At 73.0% G+C, this 16465-nt stretch carries 18 protein-coding genes and 1 tRNA gene; 8 read left to right on the top strand and 11 right to left on the bottom strand.

The features are described from left to right. The first annotated feature begins 132 nt into the window (after positions 1-132). Complete coding sequence (locus ABWU78_RS02060; RefSeq protein ID WP_353707528.1) at positions 133-729, top strand: ASCH domain-containing protein; 597 nt, start codon at positions 133-135, stop codon at positions 727-729. A gap of 43 nt (positions 730-772) precedes the next feature. Here the strand turns inward: ABWU78_RS02060 and ABWU78_RS02055 are convergent, their stop codons facing one another. Then, positions 773-1399 (bottom strand): pyridoxamine 5'-phosphate oxidase family protein, encoded by a 627-nt coding sequence (locus tag ABWU78_RS02055; RefSeq protein WP_353707529.1) that lies wholly within the window; start codon positions 1397-1399, stop codon positions 773-775. Between the two features lie 48 nt (positions 1400-1447). Between ABWU78_RS02055 and ABWU78_RS02050 the strand changes: the two genes are divergently transcribed. Then, entirely contained in the window at positions 1448-2062 is a 615-nt protein-coding gene (locus ABWU78_RS02050) for a DinB family protein (protein WP_353707530.1), read from the top strand. 107 nt (positions 2063-2169) lie between these two features. On the opposite strand, the gene rlmC is transcribed toward ABWU78_RS02050, so the two are convergent. Further along, positions 2170-3294, bottom strand: a complete 1125-nt coding sequence (gene rlmC / locus ABWU78_RS02045) for a 23S rRNA (uracil(747)-C(5))-methyltransferase RlmC (RefSeq protein WP_439157425.1) — start codon at positions 3292-3294, stop codon at positions 2170-2172. A 197-nt stretch (positions 3295-3491) separates the two neighbouring features. Here rlmC and ABWU78_RS02040 point away from each other — a divergent pair, with 197 nt between their 5' ends. Further along, a complete protein-coding gene (locus ABWU78_RS02040) occupies positions 3492-5141 on the top strand; it encodes a glycoside hydrolase family 64 protein (protein ID WP_439157424.1) in 1650 nt (549 codons plus the stop codon). Between the two features lie 171 nt (positions 5142-5312). Here ABWU78_RS02040 and ABWU78_RS02035 read toward each other — a convergent pair whose 3' ends face one another. Together ABWU78_RS02035 and ABWU78_RS02030 are read right to left on the bottom strand one after the other, a co-directional pair. Further along, positions 5313-5600 (bottom strand): DUF4287 domain-containing protein, encoded by a 288-nt coding sequence (locus ABWU78_RS02035; protein WP_353707533.1) that lies wholly within the window; start codon positions 5598-5600, stop codon positions 5313-5315. A gap of 73 nt (positions 5601-5673) precedes the next feature. Further along, complete coding sequence (locus tag ABWU78_RS02030; protein ID WP_439157423.1) at positions 5674-5913, bottom strand: three-helix bundle dimerization domain-containing protein; 240 nt, start codon at positions 5911-5913, stop codon at positions 5674-5676. Between the two features lie 114 nt (positions 5914-6027). Between ABWU78_RS02030 and ABWU78_RS02025 the strand changes: the two genes are divergently transcribed. Next, positions 6028-6378, top strand: coding sequence for a hypothetical protein (locus ABWU78_RS02025; RefSeq protein ID WP_253055259.1), 351 nt, complete (start codon positions 6028-6030; stop codon positions 6376-6378). A 38-nt stretch (positions 6379-6416) separates the two neighbouring features. On the opposite strand, the gene ABWU78_RS02020 is transcribed toward ABWU78_RS02025, so the two are convergent. Next, positions 6417-6489, bottom strand: a tRNA-Lys gene (locus ABWU78_RS02020). 368 nt (positions 6490-6857) lie between these two features. On the opposite strand from ABWU78_RS02020, the gene ABWU78_RS02015 reads away from it, so the two are divergent. Next, positions 6858-7139, top strand: a complete 282-nt coding sequence (locus ABWU78_RS02015) for a HesB/IscA family protein (RefSeq protein WP_253055260.1) — start codon at positions 6858-6860, stop codon at positions 7137-7139. Between the two features lie 147 nt (positions 7140-7286). On the opposite strand, the gene ABWU78_RS02010 is transcribed toward ABWU78_RS02015, so the two are convergent. Then, complete coding sequence (locus tag ABWU78_RS02010; protein WP_439157493.1) at positions 7287-8003, bottom strand: M50 family metallopeptidase; 717 nt, start codon at positions 8001-8003, stop codon at positions 7287-7289. A 375-nt stretch (positions 8004-8378) separates the two neighbouring features. Between ABWU78_RS02010 and ABWU78_RS02005 the strand changes: the two genes are divergently transcribed. Together ABWU78_RS02005 and msrB are read left to right on the top strand one after the other, a co-directional pair. Then, the gene (locus ABWU78_RS02005) at positions 8379-9890 is read left to right on the top strand and encodes a DEAD/DEAH box helicase (RefSeq protein ID WP_439157422.1); all 1512 of its coding nucleotides are present in this window, start codon (positions 8379-8381) and stop codon (positions 9888-9890) included. Between the two features lie 137 nt (positions 9891-10027). After that, the gene (msrB, locus tag ABWU78_RS02000) at positions 10028-10456 is read left to right on the top strand and encodes a peptide-methionine (R)-S-oxide reductase MsrB (protein WP_253055262.1); all 429 of its coding nucleotides are present in this window, start codon (positions 10028-10030) and stop codon (positions 10454-10456) included. Here msrB and ABWU78_RS01995 read toward each other — a convergent pair. The 5 genes from ABWU78_RS01995 to ABWU78_RS01975 form a co-directional block, all read right to left on the bottom strand. Continuing rightward, positions 10425-10889: a DUF2809 domain-containing protein gene (locus tag ABWU78_RS01995; protein ID WP_353707548.1), complete on the bottom strand. Its 465-nt coding sequence runs from the start codon at positions 10887-10889 to the stop codon at positions 10425-10427. The genes msrB and ABWU78_RS01995 overlap by 32 nt on opposite strands. A gap of 19 nt (positions 10890-10908) precedes the next feature. After that, positions 10909-11412: a MarR family winged helix-turn-helix transcriptional regulator gene (locus ABWU78_RS01990; protein WP_253055264.1), complete on the bottom strand. Its 504-nt coding sequence runs from the start codon at positions 11410-11412 to the stop codon at positions 10909-10911. 151 nt (positions 11413-11563) lie between these two features. Further along, positions 11564-13273: an MDR family MFS transporter gene (locus tag ABWU78_RS01985; protein ID WP_439157421.1), complete on the bottom strand. Its 1710-nt coding sequence runs from the start codon at positions 13271-13273 to the stop codon at positions 11564-11566. A gap of 151 nt (positions 13274-13424) precedes the next feature. Then, entirely contained in the window at positions 13425-13925 is a 501-nt protein-coding gene (locus ABWU78_RS01980) for a MarR family winged helix-turn-helix transcriptional regulator (protein ID WP_439157420.1), read from the bottom strand. Between the two features lie 172 nt (positions 13926-14097). Continuing rightward, complete coding sequence (locus ABWU78_RS01975) at positions 14098-15552, bottom strand: sugar porter family MFS transporter (RefSeq protein WP_439157419.1); 1455 nt, start codon at positions 15550-15552, stop codon at positions 14098-14100. Positions 15553-15817: 265 nt separating this feature from the next. Here ABWU78_RS01975 and ABWU78_RS01970 point away from each other — a divergent pair, with 265 nt between their 5' ends. After that, positions 15818-16417, top strand: a complete 600-nt coding sequence (locus ABWU78_RS01970; RefSeq protein WP_253055328.1) for a hypothetical protein — start codon at positions 15818-15820, stop codon at positions 16415-16417. Positions 16418-16465: the final 48 nt, after the last annotated feature.

Genomic DNA, 16465 nt, shown 5'->3' with positions numbered 1-16465 from the left:
GGAGAGCCCTGGTGCGCCCAGGTAGAGCCCTGGTCACGCGAGGTAGAGCCCTGGTCACGCGAGGTAGAGCCCTGGTCATGACCAGGGCTCTACCTCGGGAGATCGGGGCGGCGGCGTCGTACGCTCGGAGACGTGCTCCTCGACGCCCGCACGCTGCGCGGCCTCCAGGACGGGACGGTGACGCTCGCGTTCCGCCGCTGGACGACGCCGCGCGTGAAGGTGGGGACGCTCCAGCGGACGCGGATCGGGGTCGTCGAGGTGACGTCCGTCGAGCGCGTCGCGGTCGGGCCGGACGGCGCACCGCTCGTGTCCGACGACGAGGCGCGCCTCGCGGGGATGGCCTCACCGGAGCGCGTGCTCGCCCGGGGAGCCGCGCGCGAGGGCGACCTCTACCGTGTGGGCATCCGCCTGGCGGGTCCCGACCCGCGCGTCGCGCTGCGCGAGGACGCCGACCTGGACGCGGCCGCCGTCGAGCAGATCCGCGCGGCGCTGGACCGCAAGGACCGCGCCGCCGCCGCGCCGTGGACCCGGCAGTACCTCGAGCTGGTCGCGGCGAACGAGGGCGTCGTCGCGCGCGAGCTCGCCGCCGGCCTCGGGATGGCGCGCGACGACTTCAAGGTACGCGTGCGCCGGCTCAAGGAGCTCGGCCTCACCGAGAGCCTGGACGTCGGCTACCGTCTCTCCCCGCGCGGCCGGGCCTACCTCGACGCGACCTCGACCGGCTCCTGACGAGCCGGTGGGCCGTCAGCCTCTGTCGCGCCGTCGCGCGACGTCAGGTGGCGGACGCCTCGACCGGTCGGCGAGGGGTCGCGCTCGACGGCGACGACGGGCCGACAGGTTCGGCGGGCTCGCCGATCGCGGGGAGGCCGTCGATGCTCGTCGAGTTCTTGGTGACCCGGTAGTCGTCGAGCTGCTCGGGCGTCTTGCGACCCGCCCAGCGGTCGAGCAGGTCGCGGTCCTCGACGAGCTCGAGGTGCGGGACGGAGAACCCGCACGAGTCGGAGACGCGCGTGACGTCCACGACGACGACGCCGCGCTGCCCGGCGGTCTCCGTCTTGGCGAAGTGCCCGCGCAGCGCGTCGAACTCCGCGCTCCCGGCCTCGACGTACCGTCCGGTGCCGTGGAACCGGACGATGGTGGGCGGCCCGGAGAACGCGCAGAACATCACGACGATGCGCCCGTTCTCCCGCAGGTGCGCGGGAGCCTCCGCGCCCGACCCGGTGTAGTCGAGGTAGGCGACGCGGTGCGGCGAGAGCACGGCGAACGTGCCCGCCATGCCCTTGGGCGAGACGTTGACGTGGCCGTCCGCCGCGAGCGGGGCGGTCCCGACGAAGAACACCGGCTGCGCGAGGACGAACGCCGCCAGCCGGTCGGTGATCTCTGCGTGCACGGTGCCCATGGGGCGAGTCTGGCACCGGCGTGGGAGGGCGTCGGTAACGTCCGGTGGATGAGCACGAGGACAGCACCAGACCACGACCCCAAGGCGACGCTGCTGCGGTACCTCGGCCGGGAGCGGGACGCGCTGCTGGCCAAGGCGGAGGGGCTGAGCGAGTACGACGTCCGCCGTCCGCTCACGCGCACCGGCACGAACGTCCTGGGACTCGTGAAGCACGTGGGCAGCGTGCAGCTCGGCTATCTCCACGAGGCGTTCGGCGGCACGCACGACCTGGAGCTGCCCTGGTTCGCCGACGACGCGGAGGTGAACGCCGACATGTGGGCCACGGCGGACGAGAGCCGGGAGGAGATCCTGGAGCTCTTCCGCCGGTCGTCGGAGCTGTGCGACGCGACCGTGGCGTCGCTCGACCTCGACGCGCCCGGGCACGTGCCGTGGTGGCGTCCGGAGAACCGCGACGTCACGCTCCACCAGGTGCTCGTGCACGTGCTCGCGGAGGTGGCGCACCACGCCGGCCACGCGGACATCGTGCGGGAGCTCGTCGACGGCGCGGCGGGGGACGGCCGGGGCAACCTGCCCGCGCTCGACGAGGCCGAGTGGGCGGCCTACCGGGAGCGGCTGGAGGCGTCCGCCGTCGAGGCTGCGCGGCGCGCGGGCGAGCGCCCCTGACCGCGAGATCGACCCGCCCGTCGCCAGATCGGCCCTCGGAGGGTCGATCTCGGCCGCTCGGGTCGACCTCGGCGCCGGGGTGAACGGCAGCCGCACGAGCGGAGCGGTCAGGCGCGCTCGAGCAGGACCGCGACCTCGTAGTGCGACGTCTGCGGGAACATGTCGAGCACCCGGGCGGCGCGCGGGCGCAGCGACGGCATGAGCGCGAGGTCGCGCGCGAGCGTCGTCGCGTTGCAGCTCGAGTAGACGACGTGGCCGACGCCGGACTCCTCGAGCCACGTGCTGAGCGTCTCCCCGATGCCGCGCCGCGGCGGGTTGACGACGACGAGGTCCGGCACGTCCTGCCGGGACAGCGCGAACGCCGTCGCGTCCTGGGCGAGGAACGTCGTGCGATCGAGGCCCGCGTCGCGAGCGGTGAGCCGCGCGCTCGCGACGGCCTCGGCGCTCGTCTCGACGCCGACGACGTCCCGGTCCGGACCGGCGACGTGCAGCGCGAACCCGCCCACCCCGCAGTAGAGGTCCCAGACCGTGGCGGGCGCGGCGTCGTCCACCCACTCGCGGCCCTGGCGGTAGAGCGCGGCGGCGACGTCGGTGTTGGTCTGGAAGAAGCTCTGCGGGCGCAGGTGCAGGTCGATCCCGTTGACGCGCATGCGCAGCGTCTCGGCGTCCGTGAGGAGGATCTCCGTCTCGCCCTCGACCACGGCCTTGTGCTCCGGGTGCAGGTTCACCGAGACGACGCGCAGCGACGGCAGCGCGTCGAGCAGGCTCGGCAGGTGCTTGCGGACCCGGGGGAGCGACTCGGTGGACCGCAGGACGAACCGCGCCATGAGGTCGCCGTCGGGGGACAGCGTCACCAGCACGTACTTGAGCTCGCCGCGACGGGCGCGCACGTCGTAGGGGACGAGCCGCGCGCGGGTCACGAAGTCCGCGAACGCCGGGAACGACGCCTGGAGCGCGGCCGGGTAGAGCGGGCAGTCGGTGAGGTCGACGCCGCCGCCCTCGCCGAGGATGCCGAGCACCGGGGCGTCCGTCGTGCCGGTCACGACCATCTTCGCCTTGTTGCGGAAGCCCGACTCCGCCGACTCGACCGTGGGCAGCCAGGTCAGGTCGGGCGCGAGCGGCGCGAGGAGGTCGGCGCAGTGCTCCTGCTTGCCGGCGAGCTGCGCCGGGTAAGCGAGCTCGAGGAGGCTGCACGACCGGCACCGGCCGGCGTCGTAGTGGTGGCACTGCACTCGTTCGAGTCTAGGTGCCGAGCGGGCACGGGTGCGGTGGGGCCGTGCGCCGACGTCGTGGGAGCGCTCCCTGGCGTGTCGGCGTGCCGTCCGCTACGGTCGTGGCAGCGCTCCCACACCTCGTGCGGCAGTGCCGTCGCCGGGCCGTCCGGCGAGTGCGGTTTCGACGGAGCAACCGAACAAGGAGCAGACCTGGCATGAGTCTCGACAGGCGGAGAAGAAGCAGACGAGCGTGGGCCGCGCTGTGCGCGGCGGTCCTCGCGGTGAGCGGGGCGGTCGTCGGTGCGGCGGCCCCCGCGAGCGCGGTCCCGGCGACCATCCCGCTCACGATCACCAACGACTCGGGCAAGGGGCCGATCTACCTGTACGTCCTCGGCGAGCGCGACGGCGTCGCCGGCTGGGCCGACGCGGGCGGCACGTTCCACCCGTGGCCCGGCGGGGTCGGGCCCGTGCCCGTCCCGGCACCCGACGCGTCGATCGCGGGACCCGGCCCCGGCCAGTCCGTGACGATCCGGCTCCCGAAGCTGTCCGGGCGCGTCTACTACTCGTACGGCCAGAAGATGACGTTCCAGATCGTGCTGGACGGGCGCCTCGTGCAGCCCGCGGTCCAGAACGACTCCGACCCCAACCGGAACATCCTCTTCAACTGGACCGAGTACACGCTCAACGACGGCGGGCTGTGGATCAACAGCACGCAGGTGGACCACTGGTCCGCGCCGTACCAGGTGGGCGTCCAGCGCGCCGACGGGCAGGTCCTCAGCACGGGCATGCTCACGCCGAACGGCTACGAGGCGTTCTACACGGCCCTCGAGAGCGCGGGGTGGGGCGGGCTCGTGCAGCGCGCGCCCGACGGGAGCCGGCTGCGCGCGCTCAACCCGTCGCACGGGATCGACGTCGGCAAGGTCTCCTCGGCGTCGATCGACTCGTACGTCACCGAGGTGTGGAACTCCTACCGCACGCGCGACATGGTCGTCACGCCGTTCTCCCACGAGCCCGGCACGCAGTTCCACGGCCGGGTCGACGGCGACTGGTTCCGCTTCAGGAACGCGTCCGGGCAGGAGGTCGCGGCCTTCAAGAAGCCCGACGCGTCGAGCGTGTACGGCTGCCACAAGGACCTCCAGGCGCCCAACGACCACGTCGTCGGGCCGATCGCCCGCACCCTGTGCGCGGCGCTCATCCGCACCACGGCGCTGACGAACCCGAACCAGCCCGACGCGAGCGACGCCGGCTTCTACCAGGACGCGCGCACCAACGTCTACGCCAAGCTCGCGCACCAGCAGATGGCGAACGGCCGGGCGTACGCCTTCGCGTTCGACGACGTCGGCGCGCACGAGTCGCTCGTCCACGACGGCAACCCTCAGGCTGCCTTCATCAAGCTGGACCCGTTCACGGGCGCCGCGACGCCCATCGGCGACGACGGTGGCGGCACCGAGCAGCCGAACCCCGGCGGCGGCCTGCCGACCGGCACCGGGACGATCCGCGCCGGCGCCGCGCTGTGCCTCGACGTGCCGTGGGCCGACCCGACCGACACCAACCAGGTCCAGCTCGCGAACTGCAGCGGCAACGCGGCGCAGCAGTGGACCCGCGGGCCCGACGGGACCGTGCGAGCGCTGGGCAAGTGCCTCGACGTCGCCCGCAGCGGGACCGCGGACGGCACCGTCGTGTGGATCTACACGTGCAACGGCACGGGCGCCCAGCAGTGGGTCTACGACGCCGGCACCCAGGCCCTGCGCAACCCGCAGTCCGGCAAGTGCCTCGACGCCCAGGGCGGGGCGCCGCTCCACGACGGCCAGAAGGTCCAGCTCTGGACCTGCAACCAGACCGAGGCCCAGCGCTGGTCGTTCTGACGCCGCCCGGTCCCTGACCCGGCAGCACGCCCGGTGCCCGACGCCGCCCGCTCGCGGGACGTCGTCGGGCACCCGGGGCTTCGTCGAGCGTGCACCGGGGCCGGCGACGGGCGACCCCGAGGTCTCCCTGCCCGCGGTGCGCGGGGCGACCCGGGCGGCGTTCGCGGTGCGTCAGGCGGGCTTGGTCGCCTTGCCGTCGAGCCACAGGGTGTCGGACTCGTCGCGGTGCGTGCCGTCGGACCCCACGTGCTTCGACGAGATCCGCGGGCCCTTGGTAATGACGTGCACGATCGCCATGCCGTGGCCCCGACCGAGCCCGTAGTCGTCCTTCAGCCACTCGAGGATCGGCGTCGCCTTCGTGGACTCGTCGAACCCGCGCTCGTGCGCCAGGTCGACGAGCTGGCGCGGGGTGAGGCCGGTCTTGTCCTCGACCGCGTCGAGATAGGCCTGGAAGGACATGCGTGCTCCTCGTCGTCGGGGGCGGGCCGCTCGACCCGCCGGTGAACCTACCGACGGTCACCCACACCCGGACTCATCGGTCCGGTCGCGGCGTCCTCCGCGCCGGGCGGGCCGGCCGGGTGCCCGACCGCAGCACGGCCGTCACCGCGTTCTCGACGAGCACAGGCACGAAGTCGCGCACGTGCGCGGTCTGGTACCGCCCGAGCTCCGCGAGCACCTGGTCGCGGACGTCGTCCACCGGCACCTCCGGGAAGCGCGCACTGATCCGCTCGACCACGACGTCGATCTCGCGGTCCTCGTCGTCCATCGCCATGACCCGACGTTCCGGCCCTACGGTGCGGGGCACAACCAACAGCGGATGAACACGAGGCGCACACGCCGCGCCGCCCGCATGCGGTCCTCGGATCCCGGTACGCTCGGGCAACCGATGTGGACGATCCTCGTGCTGTGCGCGTTCCTCGCACTCCTGGCCGCCGCGGTGTGGCCGGCGGTGCGGCGCCGTGGTGCCCCGGGTCGTCGGTTCCGTGCCGTCCTCGCAGCCACGACCGCGACGCTCGTCCTGGGCCTGATGCTCGTGACCGTGGCGCCTCGCGACGTCACCGACGACGGACAGCGGTACACGTGCATCGAGGAGCCGCTCGGCGGGCTGAACCCACTGTCGTCCGACGCGACCGACGCGTGCGTCCAGGCGAGCTGGACGACGATCGCCGTCGTGCTGCTCGGGTGCGCGGCACTGGTGGCAGCGGAGCACGTCGTGGTCCGCCGTCGTGCACGCTGACCGCGGTCGCTCGCTCGCGGGGCGGCGCGCGCGGAGAGTGGGCCCCGTGGGGTTCGAACCCACAACCTACGGATTAAAAGTCCGCAGCTCTGCCAATTGAGCTAGAGGCCCTGGACGCCCGGCGGCGTCCAGGCACAGGCTACCCGCGCGCCAGGTTCGGTAGTTCGCCACGACGTCGGCGGTCCCTGCCGAGATCGGCAACCGGGAGCGCCGATCTCGGCAGGAGCTGCCGAACTCGGGTGTAGCGGGCGCGCGGGCGCGGACCCTACGCGCGTCGTCGGGCGCTGTCACGCGCGGTCTTGGTCCGTGAGAAATTCGGTGAGAATCGGGCGATTCGCTTGCGAGTCGAGCCCGTTCTTGTTTCGGTGGAGTGGACCGAGGGGCCCGCGGGAGGGTGCACCGACGGCAGGTCACGCCGGCCAGGCGTGAGCCGCACGGACGTGTCCCGCAGGCCCCGCCCGGCGACGAGAGGAGCTCTCGTGCTCACCCTGACCGACAACGCCCGTACCGCTGTCCACGACCTGCAGACCCAGGCCGGTGTCCCGGAGGGAGGCGGTCTGCGGATCGCCGAGTCCGCGGACCAGGCGGGCAGCTTCGAGCTCGCGCTCGTGCCCGGCCCGCAGCCTGACGACACGGTGGTCGAGGACGGTGAGGCGAAGGTGTTCGTGGAGTCCGCCACGGCCCCGACCCTCGCGAACCTCACGCTCGACACGGACCCGAACGCGCAGGGCCCGGCGTTCGTCCTGACTCCTCAGGGCTGACACCACCAGTTCTCCCGGCGCCCGCGCCGGACGATCTCGACGACGCGTCCTCCTCCTCCAGGCGCGTCTCTGGTCGCACGACGGGCCGTCCGCTCCGGCGGGCGGCCCGTCGTCGTGCCGGGCGGCGGCAGCCTCTTCGCGCCGTCCTCAGGCCGCCGGCCCCACGATCCACGAGCCGCCGAGCACGGCGGCGCCCAGCGTGACGACGAGGAACACCCCGACCCAGAACAGCCCGGGCAGGTGCGTGAGGCGCGCGAGGATGTCGGCGTCGGAGGTCGCCGCCCGTCCGCGTGACCGCTCGCTCTGCAGCTCCAGCACGGGCCGGACCGCCCCGAGCAGCAGGAACCACGTGACGGCGTAGGCGACGGCGCTCTGCACGTCGGGCGACGCCCACCACGACACGCCCACGAGGGCGGCGCCCGTGACGAGCACGGACCACAGCCCGAACCAGTTGCGGATCTGCAGCAGCATGAGGGCGAGCAGCACGACGAGCAGCCACAGCAGCCCGACGGCGTAGCCCTGGCGCAGGAGCGCGGCGGCCCCGAGCCCGATGAGGCCTGGTCCGATGTACCCCAGGAACGCGGTGAGGATCATGCCGAACCCGCGCGGCCGGCCCGACGACACGGTGAGGCCGGAGGTGTCGGAGTGCAGCCGGATGCCCGACAGGCGCCGTCCGGTGAGCAGCGCGGCGAGCGCGTGCGAGGCCTCGTGCGCGATCGTCACGACGTGCCGCGCGACGCGCCAGACCGGCGTGACCAGCACGACCGCCAGGGCGAGCACGCCCATCGCCACGACGACGGCGGTCGCCGGGGGCGCGACGGGCGTCGTCGCGGCCTCCCACACCTGCCCGACGACGTCCCCCACGGAGGAGGCGACGTCGCCTCCGGAGGTGGTCCCGCCGTCGGACAGCACGGCTCGGGCTACGGCGAGGGAGGGCGTCGGCGCGTGCACGCGCGCCATTCCACCACAGACGGCTCGGAGCCCGCCGAGAACGACTCCGCGCGCGGTCGAGCACGACATGGCGGTCGCGAAGACGCCGTCGACGTCCTCCATGTCGTGTTCGGCGGCGGACCCGGCGCGTGCCACCGGCGACGAGACGCACCTCACCCGTGCTCCGGCGTCCGGCATGAGACACTGGAGGTTCGAGGGCAGCGCGATCCCGCGCGCCCCGCGTCGTGGAGATCCCCCCGGATTGCGTGCGGCGGACCCCGACCTTGAGCCCCGAGAGGCCCATCACCTGTGACTTCCTTTGCCGACTTCGGCCTGCCCACCCCCGTCGTGCGCGAGCTCTCGCGCCAGGGCATCGACTCCCCGTTCCCCATCCAGACCGCCACGCTGCCCGACTCGCTGAAGGGTCGTGACGTCCTCGGCCGCGGGCGCACGGGCTCCGGCAAGACCCTCGCGTTCTCGCTGCCGACCGTCTCGCGCCTGTCGTGGGCCAAGTCGTCGCGTCAGCCGCGTCGCCCCCGCGCGCTCGTGCTGTGCCCGACGCGCGAGCTCGCCAACCAGATCAACGCCACGATGGAGCCGGTCGCGAAGGCGCTCGGCCTCGTGACGACGACGATCTTCGGCGGCGTCGCGCAGTCGCGGCAGGTCGCCGCGCTCGACAAGGGCGTGGACATCGTCATCGCGTGCCCCGGCCGCCTCGAGGACCTCCTCAACCAGCGCCTGCTCACGCTCGACGGCGTCGAGATCACGGTGCTCGACGAGGCCGACCACATGGCCGACCTCGGGTTCCTGCCCGGCGTGAAGCGCATCATGGACAAGACGCCGAAGCAGGGTCAGCGCATGCTGTTCTCCGCGACGCTCGACAACGGCGTGGACCAGCTCGTCAAGCGCTACCTCAGCAACCCGGTGCGCCACTCGGTGGACGACGCCGCGGCGGCGCCCCCGCAGATGACGCACCACATCCTCGCGGTGCGCGACGCGGACGCGAAGAAGCAGATCGTGCACGAGCTCGCGTCCGGCACGGGCCGCCGCGTGCTGTTCATGCGCACCAAGCACCAGGCGAAGAAGCTCGCGAAGCAGCTCACCGCGAACGGCGTCCCGGCCGTCGACCTGCACGGCAACCTCGGCCAGGGCGCGCGCGAGCGCAACCTCGAGGCGTTCTCGTCGGGCGCGGTCAAGGTGCTCGTCGCGACGGACATCGCGGCGCGCGGCATCCACGTCGACGACGTCGAGCTCGTCGTGCACGTCGACCCGCCGGCCGAGCACAAGGCGTACCTGCACCGCTCGGGCCGCACCGCGCGCGCCGGGTCGGAGGGCGTCGTCGTCACCGTCATGCTCCCGGAGCAGCGCGGCGACGTGCGCGACCTCACGCGCAAGGCGAAGATCACCGCCCAGCCGAAGCCGGTCGCGCCCGGCGACGCGACGATCAAGGGCCTCGTCGGCGAGGTCGCGGAGTACGTGCGCCCGGCGGACATCACGCCGCCGCAGACGCAGGCGAAGCGCGGCACCACGTCCACCAACGGCGGGTCGCGCGCGTCGCGCCGCAACCGCGGCGGCCAGGGCGGCGGCCGTCCCGCGGCCCAGGGCGCCGGTCAGGGCACGACGACGCAGCGCGGCCAGGGCGGCCAGCGCGCGTCGGGTGCGGGTCGCCCCGAGGGCGCTGGCAGGGACGGACGCGGCGCCTCGGGCACCGGGAACGGCTCGACGGGCCAGTCCGCAGGTCGCCGCCGCGGCGGCCGCGGCCGCGCGCAGCGCCCGGCCGGCGGCTCGAGCACCGTCTACTCGACGTCCAGCCCGCGCTGACTCGTCGCGCACCCGGTTGTGGGCATGAGATGGGCCCGGTCTCCTCGTCGAGACCGGGCCCATTTCATGCCCACAGCGGTGGGGGAAGGCGGGAACACTGGGGTGGGGCGCGCGGTTGGGATGGTCGGAGGTGGATCATGACCAGCCAGACCCACGAGAACCAGCCCTACGAGGTCGTCAAGACCGACGACGAGTGGCGCGCCGAGCTGTCACCGCAGGAGTTCGCCGTGCTGCGGCAGGCGGGGACGGAGCGCGCCTGGACGGGCGAGCTGCTCGACGAGAAGCGCGTCGGCGTCTACGCGTGTCGCGCGTGCGGCAACGAGCTGTTCCGGTCGGACACCAAGTTCGACTCGCACTGCGGGTGGCCGAGCTTCTTCAGCCCGCTCGCGGGAGACCGCGTCGAGCTCCTCACCGACCGCAGCCTCGGCATGGTGCGCACGGAGGTGCGCTGCGCGCGCTGCGGGTCGCACCTGGGCCACGTGTTCGACGACGCGCCCCAGACCCCGACGGGCGACCGGTTCTGCATGAACTCGGTCAGCCTGACCTTCCAGGCCGCGTCGGAGTAGCCGACCGGGCGCCGGCCCCCGTGTCGACCGCGCACGCGAGGCCGACGCCCACCAGATAGCAGACCAGGTCCCGCACCGCGAACGTGCTGCCCAGCAGCCACGCCGCGGGCGGGACCGCGTCGTTCACGGCCGCGGCCAGGCCCGTCGCCTGCAGCGCCTCGACCGCCCAGCACCAGCCGAGCGCGACGGCGCCCGCGACGACGGGGCGGACGCGCGCGAGGACCAGGACCACCAGGACGTACGTCGCGACGGCGTACAGGACGTCACCGCCGACGTCCCCCCACGGGTCGGGCACGCGCGTCGCGACGACGAGCCCCGCGAGCACGACCAGCCCGAGGACGAGGGCGACGAGGATCCGACGCCGTCGCCGAGGCCCTGAGATCGCGGGCGCGACGAGGCCGCGGGCCGGACGGTCGCCGTCGGGCACGGTCACGCCGCGGGGGTGCGAGCCGTCACCGGTTCGCGGACCAGCGCACGACGTCCTCGGAGTAGCGGTGCAGGAGCGACGCGAGCGTCGCGACGTCGCGCCGGTCCCACCCCTCCAGCGCCTCGGTGATCGAGGTGACCCGACCGCTGTGCGCGGCGTGGAGCCGCGTCTCGCCGTCGGGCGTGAGGGTGATGAGCTGTCCGCGCGAGTCGTCGGGGTCGACCTCGCGCGCGACGAGGCCCAGGGCGTGGAGCCGGCTGAGCTGGCGCGAGATCGTCGCCCGCCCGACGCCGAAGTGCGCGGCGAGCTCCGAGCCGCGGACGCCCGGGTGGTCGGCGATGTGCGCGAGCAGCGGGTAGGCGCTGGCCTCCAGGTCCGGGTGGATCCGGCGTGCCATGGCGGTCGCGGCCGCCCCGCCGCGGCGCAGGAGGACCCGCAGCTCACGTTCGAGGTCGACGTACGCGACGTCCGGCTCTGCGTCGCGCGTGGCGTCGGGAACGGTGCGGGTGGGAGCGGTCTCGGCGGGCACACGCCCATCATGACGCCCGGGACGGCAAACGGTCACGCCCGTCCGAAAACCTCACCCGCTGGACGGCCGACCAACACGCCGAGTGCAGGAAATATGCGGCCCCGAACCGATTCGAGACCGCACATTCCCTGCACTCAGCGTGCGGGGTGGGTCAGCGGGACGAGCGGGCCGTCCGCTCGTCGTCGACCACGCCCGCCGGCTCGAACGCCTCGAGGAGGGTGGACTCCGTCTCCTCGGTGAGGGTCACGCGGTCCGGGGTCGCGTCGACCGGGGCCTCGCTGCCGGCGAGCGCAGCCTCCTTCTCGAGGCGCTCCTGCAGGCCGGTCTTGGTCCCGAGCGGCACCTCCTTGAGGAACGCCACGGCGATCAGCGCGATCAGCGCGAGCGGCACCGCGACGAGGAAGATCTCGGCGATCCCGTCGCCGTAGGACTTCTCGACGAGGTCCTTGATCGGCGCCGGCAGGGTCGAGACGTCGGGCACGGCGTTGCCGCCGCCCATCGAGTCGGCCGGGATGCCGAGCTTCGTCAGGCCGTCCTGGATCGACGTCGTGACCTTGGTCGCGAGCACCGCGCCGAGCACGGACACGCCGATCGCGCCGCCGAGGCTGCGGAAGAACGCCACGGTCGAGGTGCCGGCGCCCATCTCGTCGACGTCGAGCGTGTTCTGCACGGCCAGCACGAGGTTCTGCATGAGCATGCCCATGCTGACGCCGAGGAAGAACAGGTAGACGCTGATGAGCGTGAAGCTCGTGTGGTAGTCGATCGTCGACAGGGCGAACAGCGACGCCACGAGGACCGCGCCACCCGTGACCATGAAGGCCTTGTAGCGGCCGTACCGCGTGATGAGCTGGCCGAACAGGGTCGACGCGACGAACGTGCCGATGATCATCGGGACCGTCAGGAGACCCGACTCGGTCGGCGTCTTGCCGCGCGCCACCTGCATGTACTGGCTGAGGAACACGGCGGTGCCGAACATCGCGACGCCGACCGCGACCGAGGCGACGACCGCGAGGACGAACGTGCGGTTCTTGAAGAGGTGCAGCGGGATGAGGGGCTCGGGGGTCACGCGCTCGACGAGCACGGCACCGACGAGCGCGAGGACCGCGCCGCCGACCATGGCGAAGGTCTGCCACGAGAGCCACTCGAAGTTCTGCCCGGCGAACGTCACCCACAGCAGGAGCGAGGACACGCCGGCGCTGATGAGGATCGCGCCCCAGTAGTCGATCCGGACGACGCGGCGCGCGACCTTCGGCAGGTGCAGCGTGCGCTGGAGCACGATGATCGCGGCGATCGCGAACGGCAGGCCGACGAAGAAGTTGAGGCGCCAGCTCACGGCGTCGGTGAGGACGCCGCCCAGGAGCGGTCCGCCGATCTGGCTCACGGCCATGATGCCGCCCATGAGCCCCATGAACTTGCCGCGCTCGCGCGGCGAGATGATGTCCGTGATGAGCACGGTGGCGAGGGCCATGAGGCCGCCCGCGCCGATGCCCTGGAAGGCGCGGAGCGCGATGAGCGTCCCGACGTTCTGCGACAGGCCGGCGAGCGCGGAGGACACGACCGCGACGACGAGCGCGACCTGGATGAGGACCTTGCGGTTGGTGAGGTCGGCGAGCTTGCCCCAGATCGGGGTCGAGATCGTCATGGCGAGCAGGGTCGAGGTGACGACCCAGGTGTAGGACGACTGCGAGCCGTCGAGGTCGCTGACGATCTTGGGGAGCGAGCTGGAGACGATCGAGCTCGCGAGGATCGCGACGAACATGCCGAGGAGGATCCCGGAGAGGGACTCCATGACCTCGCGACGGGTCATGGACGACTCGACGCCGCCGGGCGGGGCGGTGCGTTCTGGGGTGGTGCTGGTCATGAGGCGCTGAGGTTCCTTGCTCACGGGGCCGTGTCGGAGGGCCGGCGTGTCGTGGGGCGGTGTCAGGTGGTCTGGTGGCCGGTCCGCGCGGCGGCGCGGTCGGCGGTCGGGGGACGTGCCCGACGGCGGTGGTGCCGCCGGGCGCCGTCGGTCACCCGGTCGTGCGGGGTGCGGCGTGGCCGGCGACGACCGCGGAGGCCACGCGCTCGATCTGGCGCGTGGCCTCGACGATCTCCTCGTCGCGCCACTCGGCGAACGTCGTGGCGGCGAGGGAGTCGATGTGCTCGTACGCCCGCAGGACGAGCCCGCGCCCCGCGTCGGTGAGCTCGACGGTCCGGGCGCGCCGGTCGTCGTCGTCCACCGTGCGGCGGACGAGGCCCTCGTCGACCAGGTGGCTCACCTGGCGGCTGGCCACGGAGAGGTCGACGCGGAGCTTCGCGGCGATGTCCCCGAGCTGGACGGGACCGCACCGCTGGAGCATGCGGAGCAGGCCGAACGACGAACGCGGGATGTCGAGGTCGCGCGCGATGCGGACGGCCGACTCGCGCTGGGCGCGGGCCAGCTCGTCGAGCGCGCGGATGAGGCCCGCCGCGGGGGACGGGTCGGGTGCGAGCTCGGGGTCCGCGGTGGTCGCGGGGGTGATGACGGGCACGGGCACTCCTTGGTTGCTGCAGGCAAGCATACGCCTCGCAGTTGCTTTCAGCAACCATTGTGCGGAGCAAGGAATTCCCGACCGGGCTCACAGGACCCGGACACGGCCGAACCCGGGGTCGCTCCTCAGGTGGCGGACGCCGTGGGGAGCGACCCCGGGTTCGGCAGGAGGGCTAGTGCGCCGTGCGGCCTACGCGTTCGTCGCCCATGTCCTCGAGCTCGACACCCTTCGTCTCCGGGACCTTGCTGAAGACGAAGACGAACGACAGCGCCGCGAAGACCGCGTACATGAGATAGGGGATCGAGGCACCGAACGCCGACAGCATCGGCGGGAACGTGAGGGTGATCGCGAAGTTCGCGAGCCACTGCGCCATGGCCGCGACGCCGAGCGCGGCCGCACGGATGCGGTTCGGGAACATCTCGCCGAGCAGCACCCAGACGAGCGGCCCCCACGACGCCCCGAAGAACACGACGAACGCGTTCGCCGCGACCAGGGCGATGGGGCCCCAGGGGTCGGGCAGGGTGATGTTGTCACCGGTCCCGCTCGACTGCGTGAAGGCGAGCGCCATGATGCCGAGCGACAGCGTCATGCCCGCCGAGCCGATGAGCAGGATCGGACGACGACCCACCTTGTCCACGAGCGCGATCGCGATGAACGTCACCGCGACGTTCGTCACCGACGTGATCGTCGAGACGAGGAACGACTGGCTCTCGTCGAACCCGACCGCCTGCCACAGCGTCGTCGAGTAGTAGAAGATCACGTTGATCCCGACGAACTGCTGGAACACCGACAGCAGGATGCCGACCCACACGATCGGCTTGAGCCCGAACGTCGAGCCCTTGAGCGTCCCCTCCTGGGCGTTCTTCTCGTCGACCGCGATCGAACGGTGGATCTGTGCGATGCGGTCGTCGACGTCCTCGTCCGGGCCCAGGACGGACTCCAGCACGGCGCGCGCCTCGTCGTCGCGACCCTTCGCCACCAGGTAGCGCGGCGACTCCGGGATGCGCATCGCGAGGATGCCGTACACGGCGGCCGGGATCACGCAGACGAGGAACATCCACCGCCACGCCTCCCATCCGAACCACAGCTCGTTGGAGGCGCCGCCCGCCGTCTCGGCGAGGAGCTGGTCGGACAGCAGCGCCGCGAAGATGCCGACCGTGATCGCGAGCTGCTGCAGCGACCCCATGCGACCGCGCAGCCGCGCCGGCGCGATCTCCGCGATGTAGGCCGGGGCGATGACGGACGCGATGCCGATGCCGACACCCGCCATGAAGCGCCAGATCGCGAGGTCGAACGCCGACCACGCGATCGCGGACAGGATCGAGGACGCGAAGAACAGGATCGCGCCGAACACCATGACGCGCGTGCGGCCCCAGCGGTCGGCCAGCCGGCCGCCCGACCACGCGCCGAGCGCGCAGCCGAGGAGCGCGATCGCGACGACGAGCCCCGTGACGGCCGAGTCGAGGTCGAACTGGCCCTCGATCGCGGCGACGGCCCCGTTGATGACCGAGCTGTCGAAGCCGAAGAGGAACCCGCCGACGGCGGCGGCGACGGCCAGACCGATCGCCTTCCGGTGCGCGCTGCGTGCGCTCACGGTCGCGTGACCTGCTGCGTCGCTGCTCGACATCTCGTCCTCCGCTCCGTCCCGGAGCCGGTCGAGGCCCCTCTCGTCACTGTAGGGCGGGGTGCTTTCGGCGGCGCGGCGAACGGGGGTGCCGCCTCGCCGGGGCCTCGGGTCGCTGGTCGTCCGCCACGGCGGGGGTACCGGGACGGTGCGACCGGGCCCCCACCGGGTGGACACTGGGCGCGTGCCCGACGACGTCCCTGCCACCCCCGCAGGCCGGCCCGACCCCGGTCGGTCCGACCGCACGCAACGACCCCGCCGCCCGGCGATGCTCGACCCCCGCGACGCCGACGAGCTCCCCGGCGAGCTCGACCCCGCGCTCCGCGACCAGGTCGCGCACACGACCGCGCACGCGATCGTCCACCGCGCGCGCGACACCGAGGATCCGGAGGTCGTCGAGCGACTGGTCCACCTCGTGGAGACCGAGGGGCTCGACGTCGTCGCCGGCCTGTGGTCCGACGCCGCCCCGAACTCCCTGCCGGGCGCGCTCTGGCGGCTCTACGTGCTGCGCGAGTGGGTCCGCCGCGACCCGCAGACGGTGACGCTGCGGTACCGCCTCGGGGTCGACGCCGCCCCCGTCCACGAGGCCATCGCCGGCGTCCCCCGGCCGCCCGGCCCCCAGGACGTGCGCGACCTCGTCGACGCCGTGCTCTCCGGCGTGTTCACCGGCGACCTCGCCGTCGCGCTCGAGCGGGCGGGGTCGTTCTGCCGCATCCTCGCGACCGGCGCCGCGTTCGACGCCGACGCGCGCGAGGTCGCCGACCCCGACGGCGCGCTCCGCACGACCCGCGGCGCCGGGTCGCTCCTCCGCACCGCCCAAGAGCTCGAGCACGCCGCCGAGCTCTGGCGCGCCGACCGCCTCGACTGAACCGCCGAGGGAGACCGCCGGTCGCGCGAGGTAGAGCCCTGGTCGCGT

Origin of the sequence: Cellulosimicrobium sp. CpK407, assembly GCF_051844275.1 — a bacterium.
GTDB lineage: Bacteria > Actinomycetota > Actinomycetes > Actinomycetales > Cellulomonadaceae > Cellulosimicrobium > Cellulosimicrobium cellulans_G.
The sequence above is the reverse complement of the archived record's forward strand: the minus strand, read 5'-3'. Positions and strand labels throughout refer to the sequence as shown.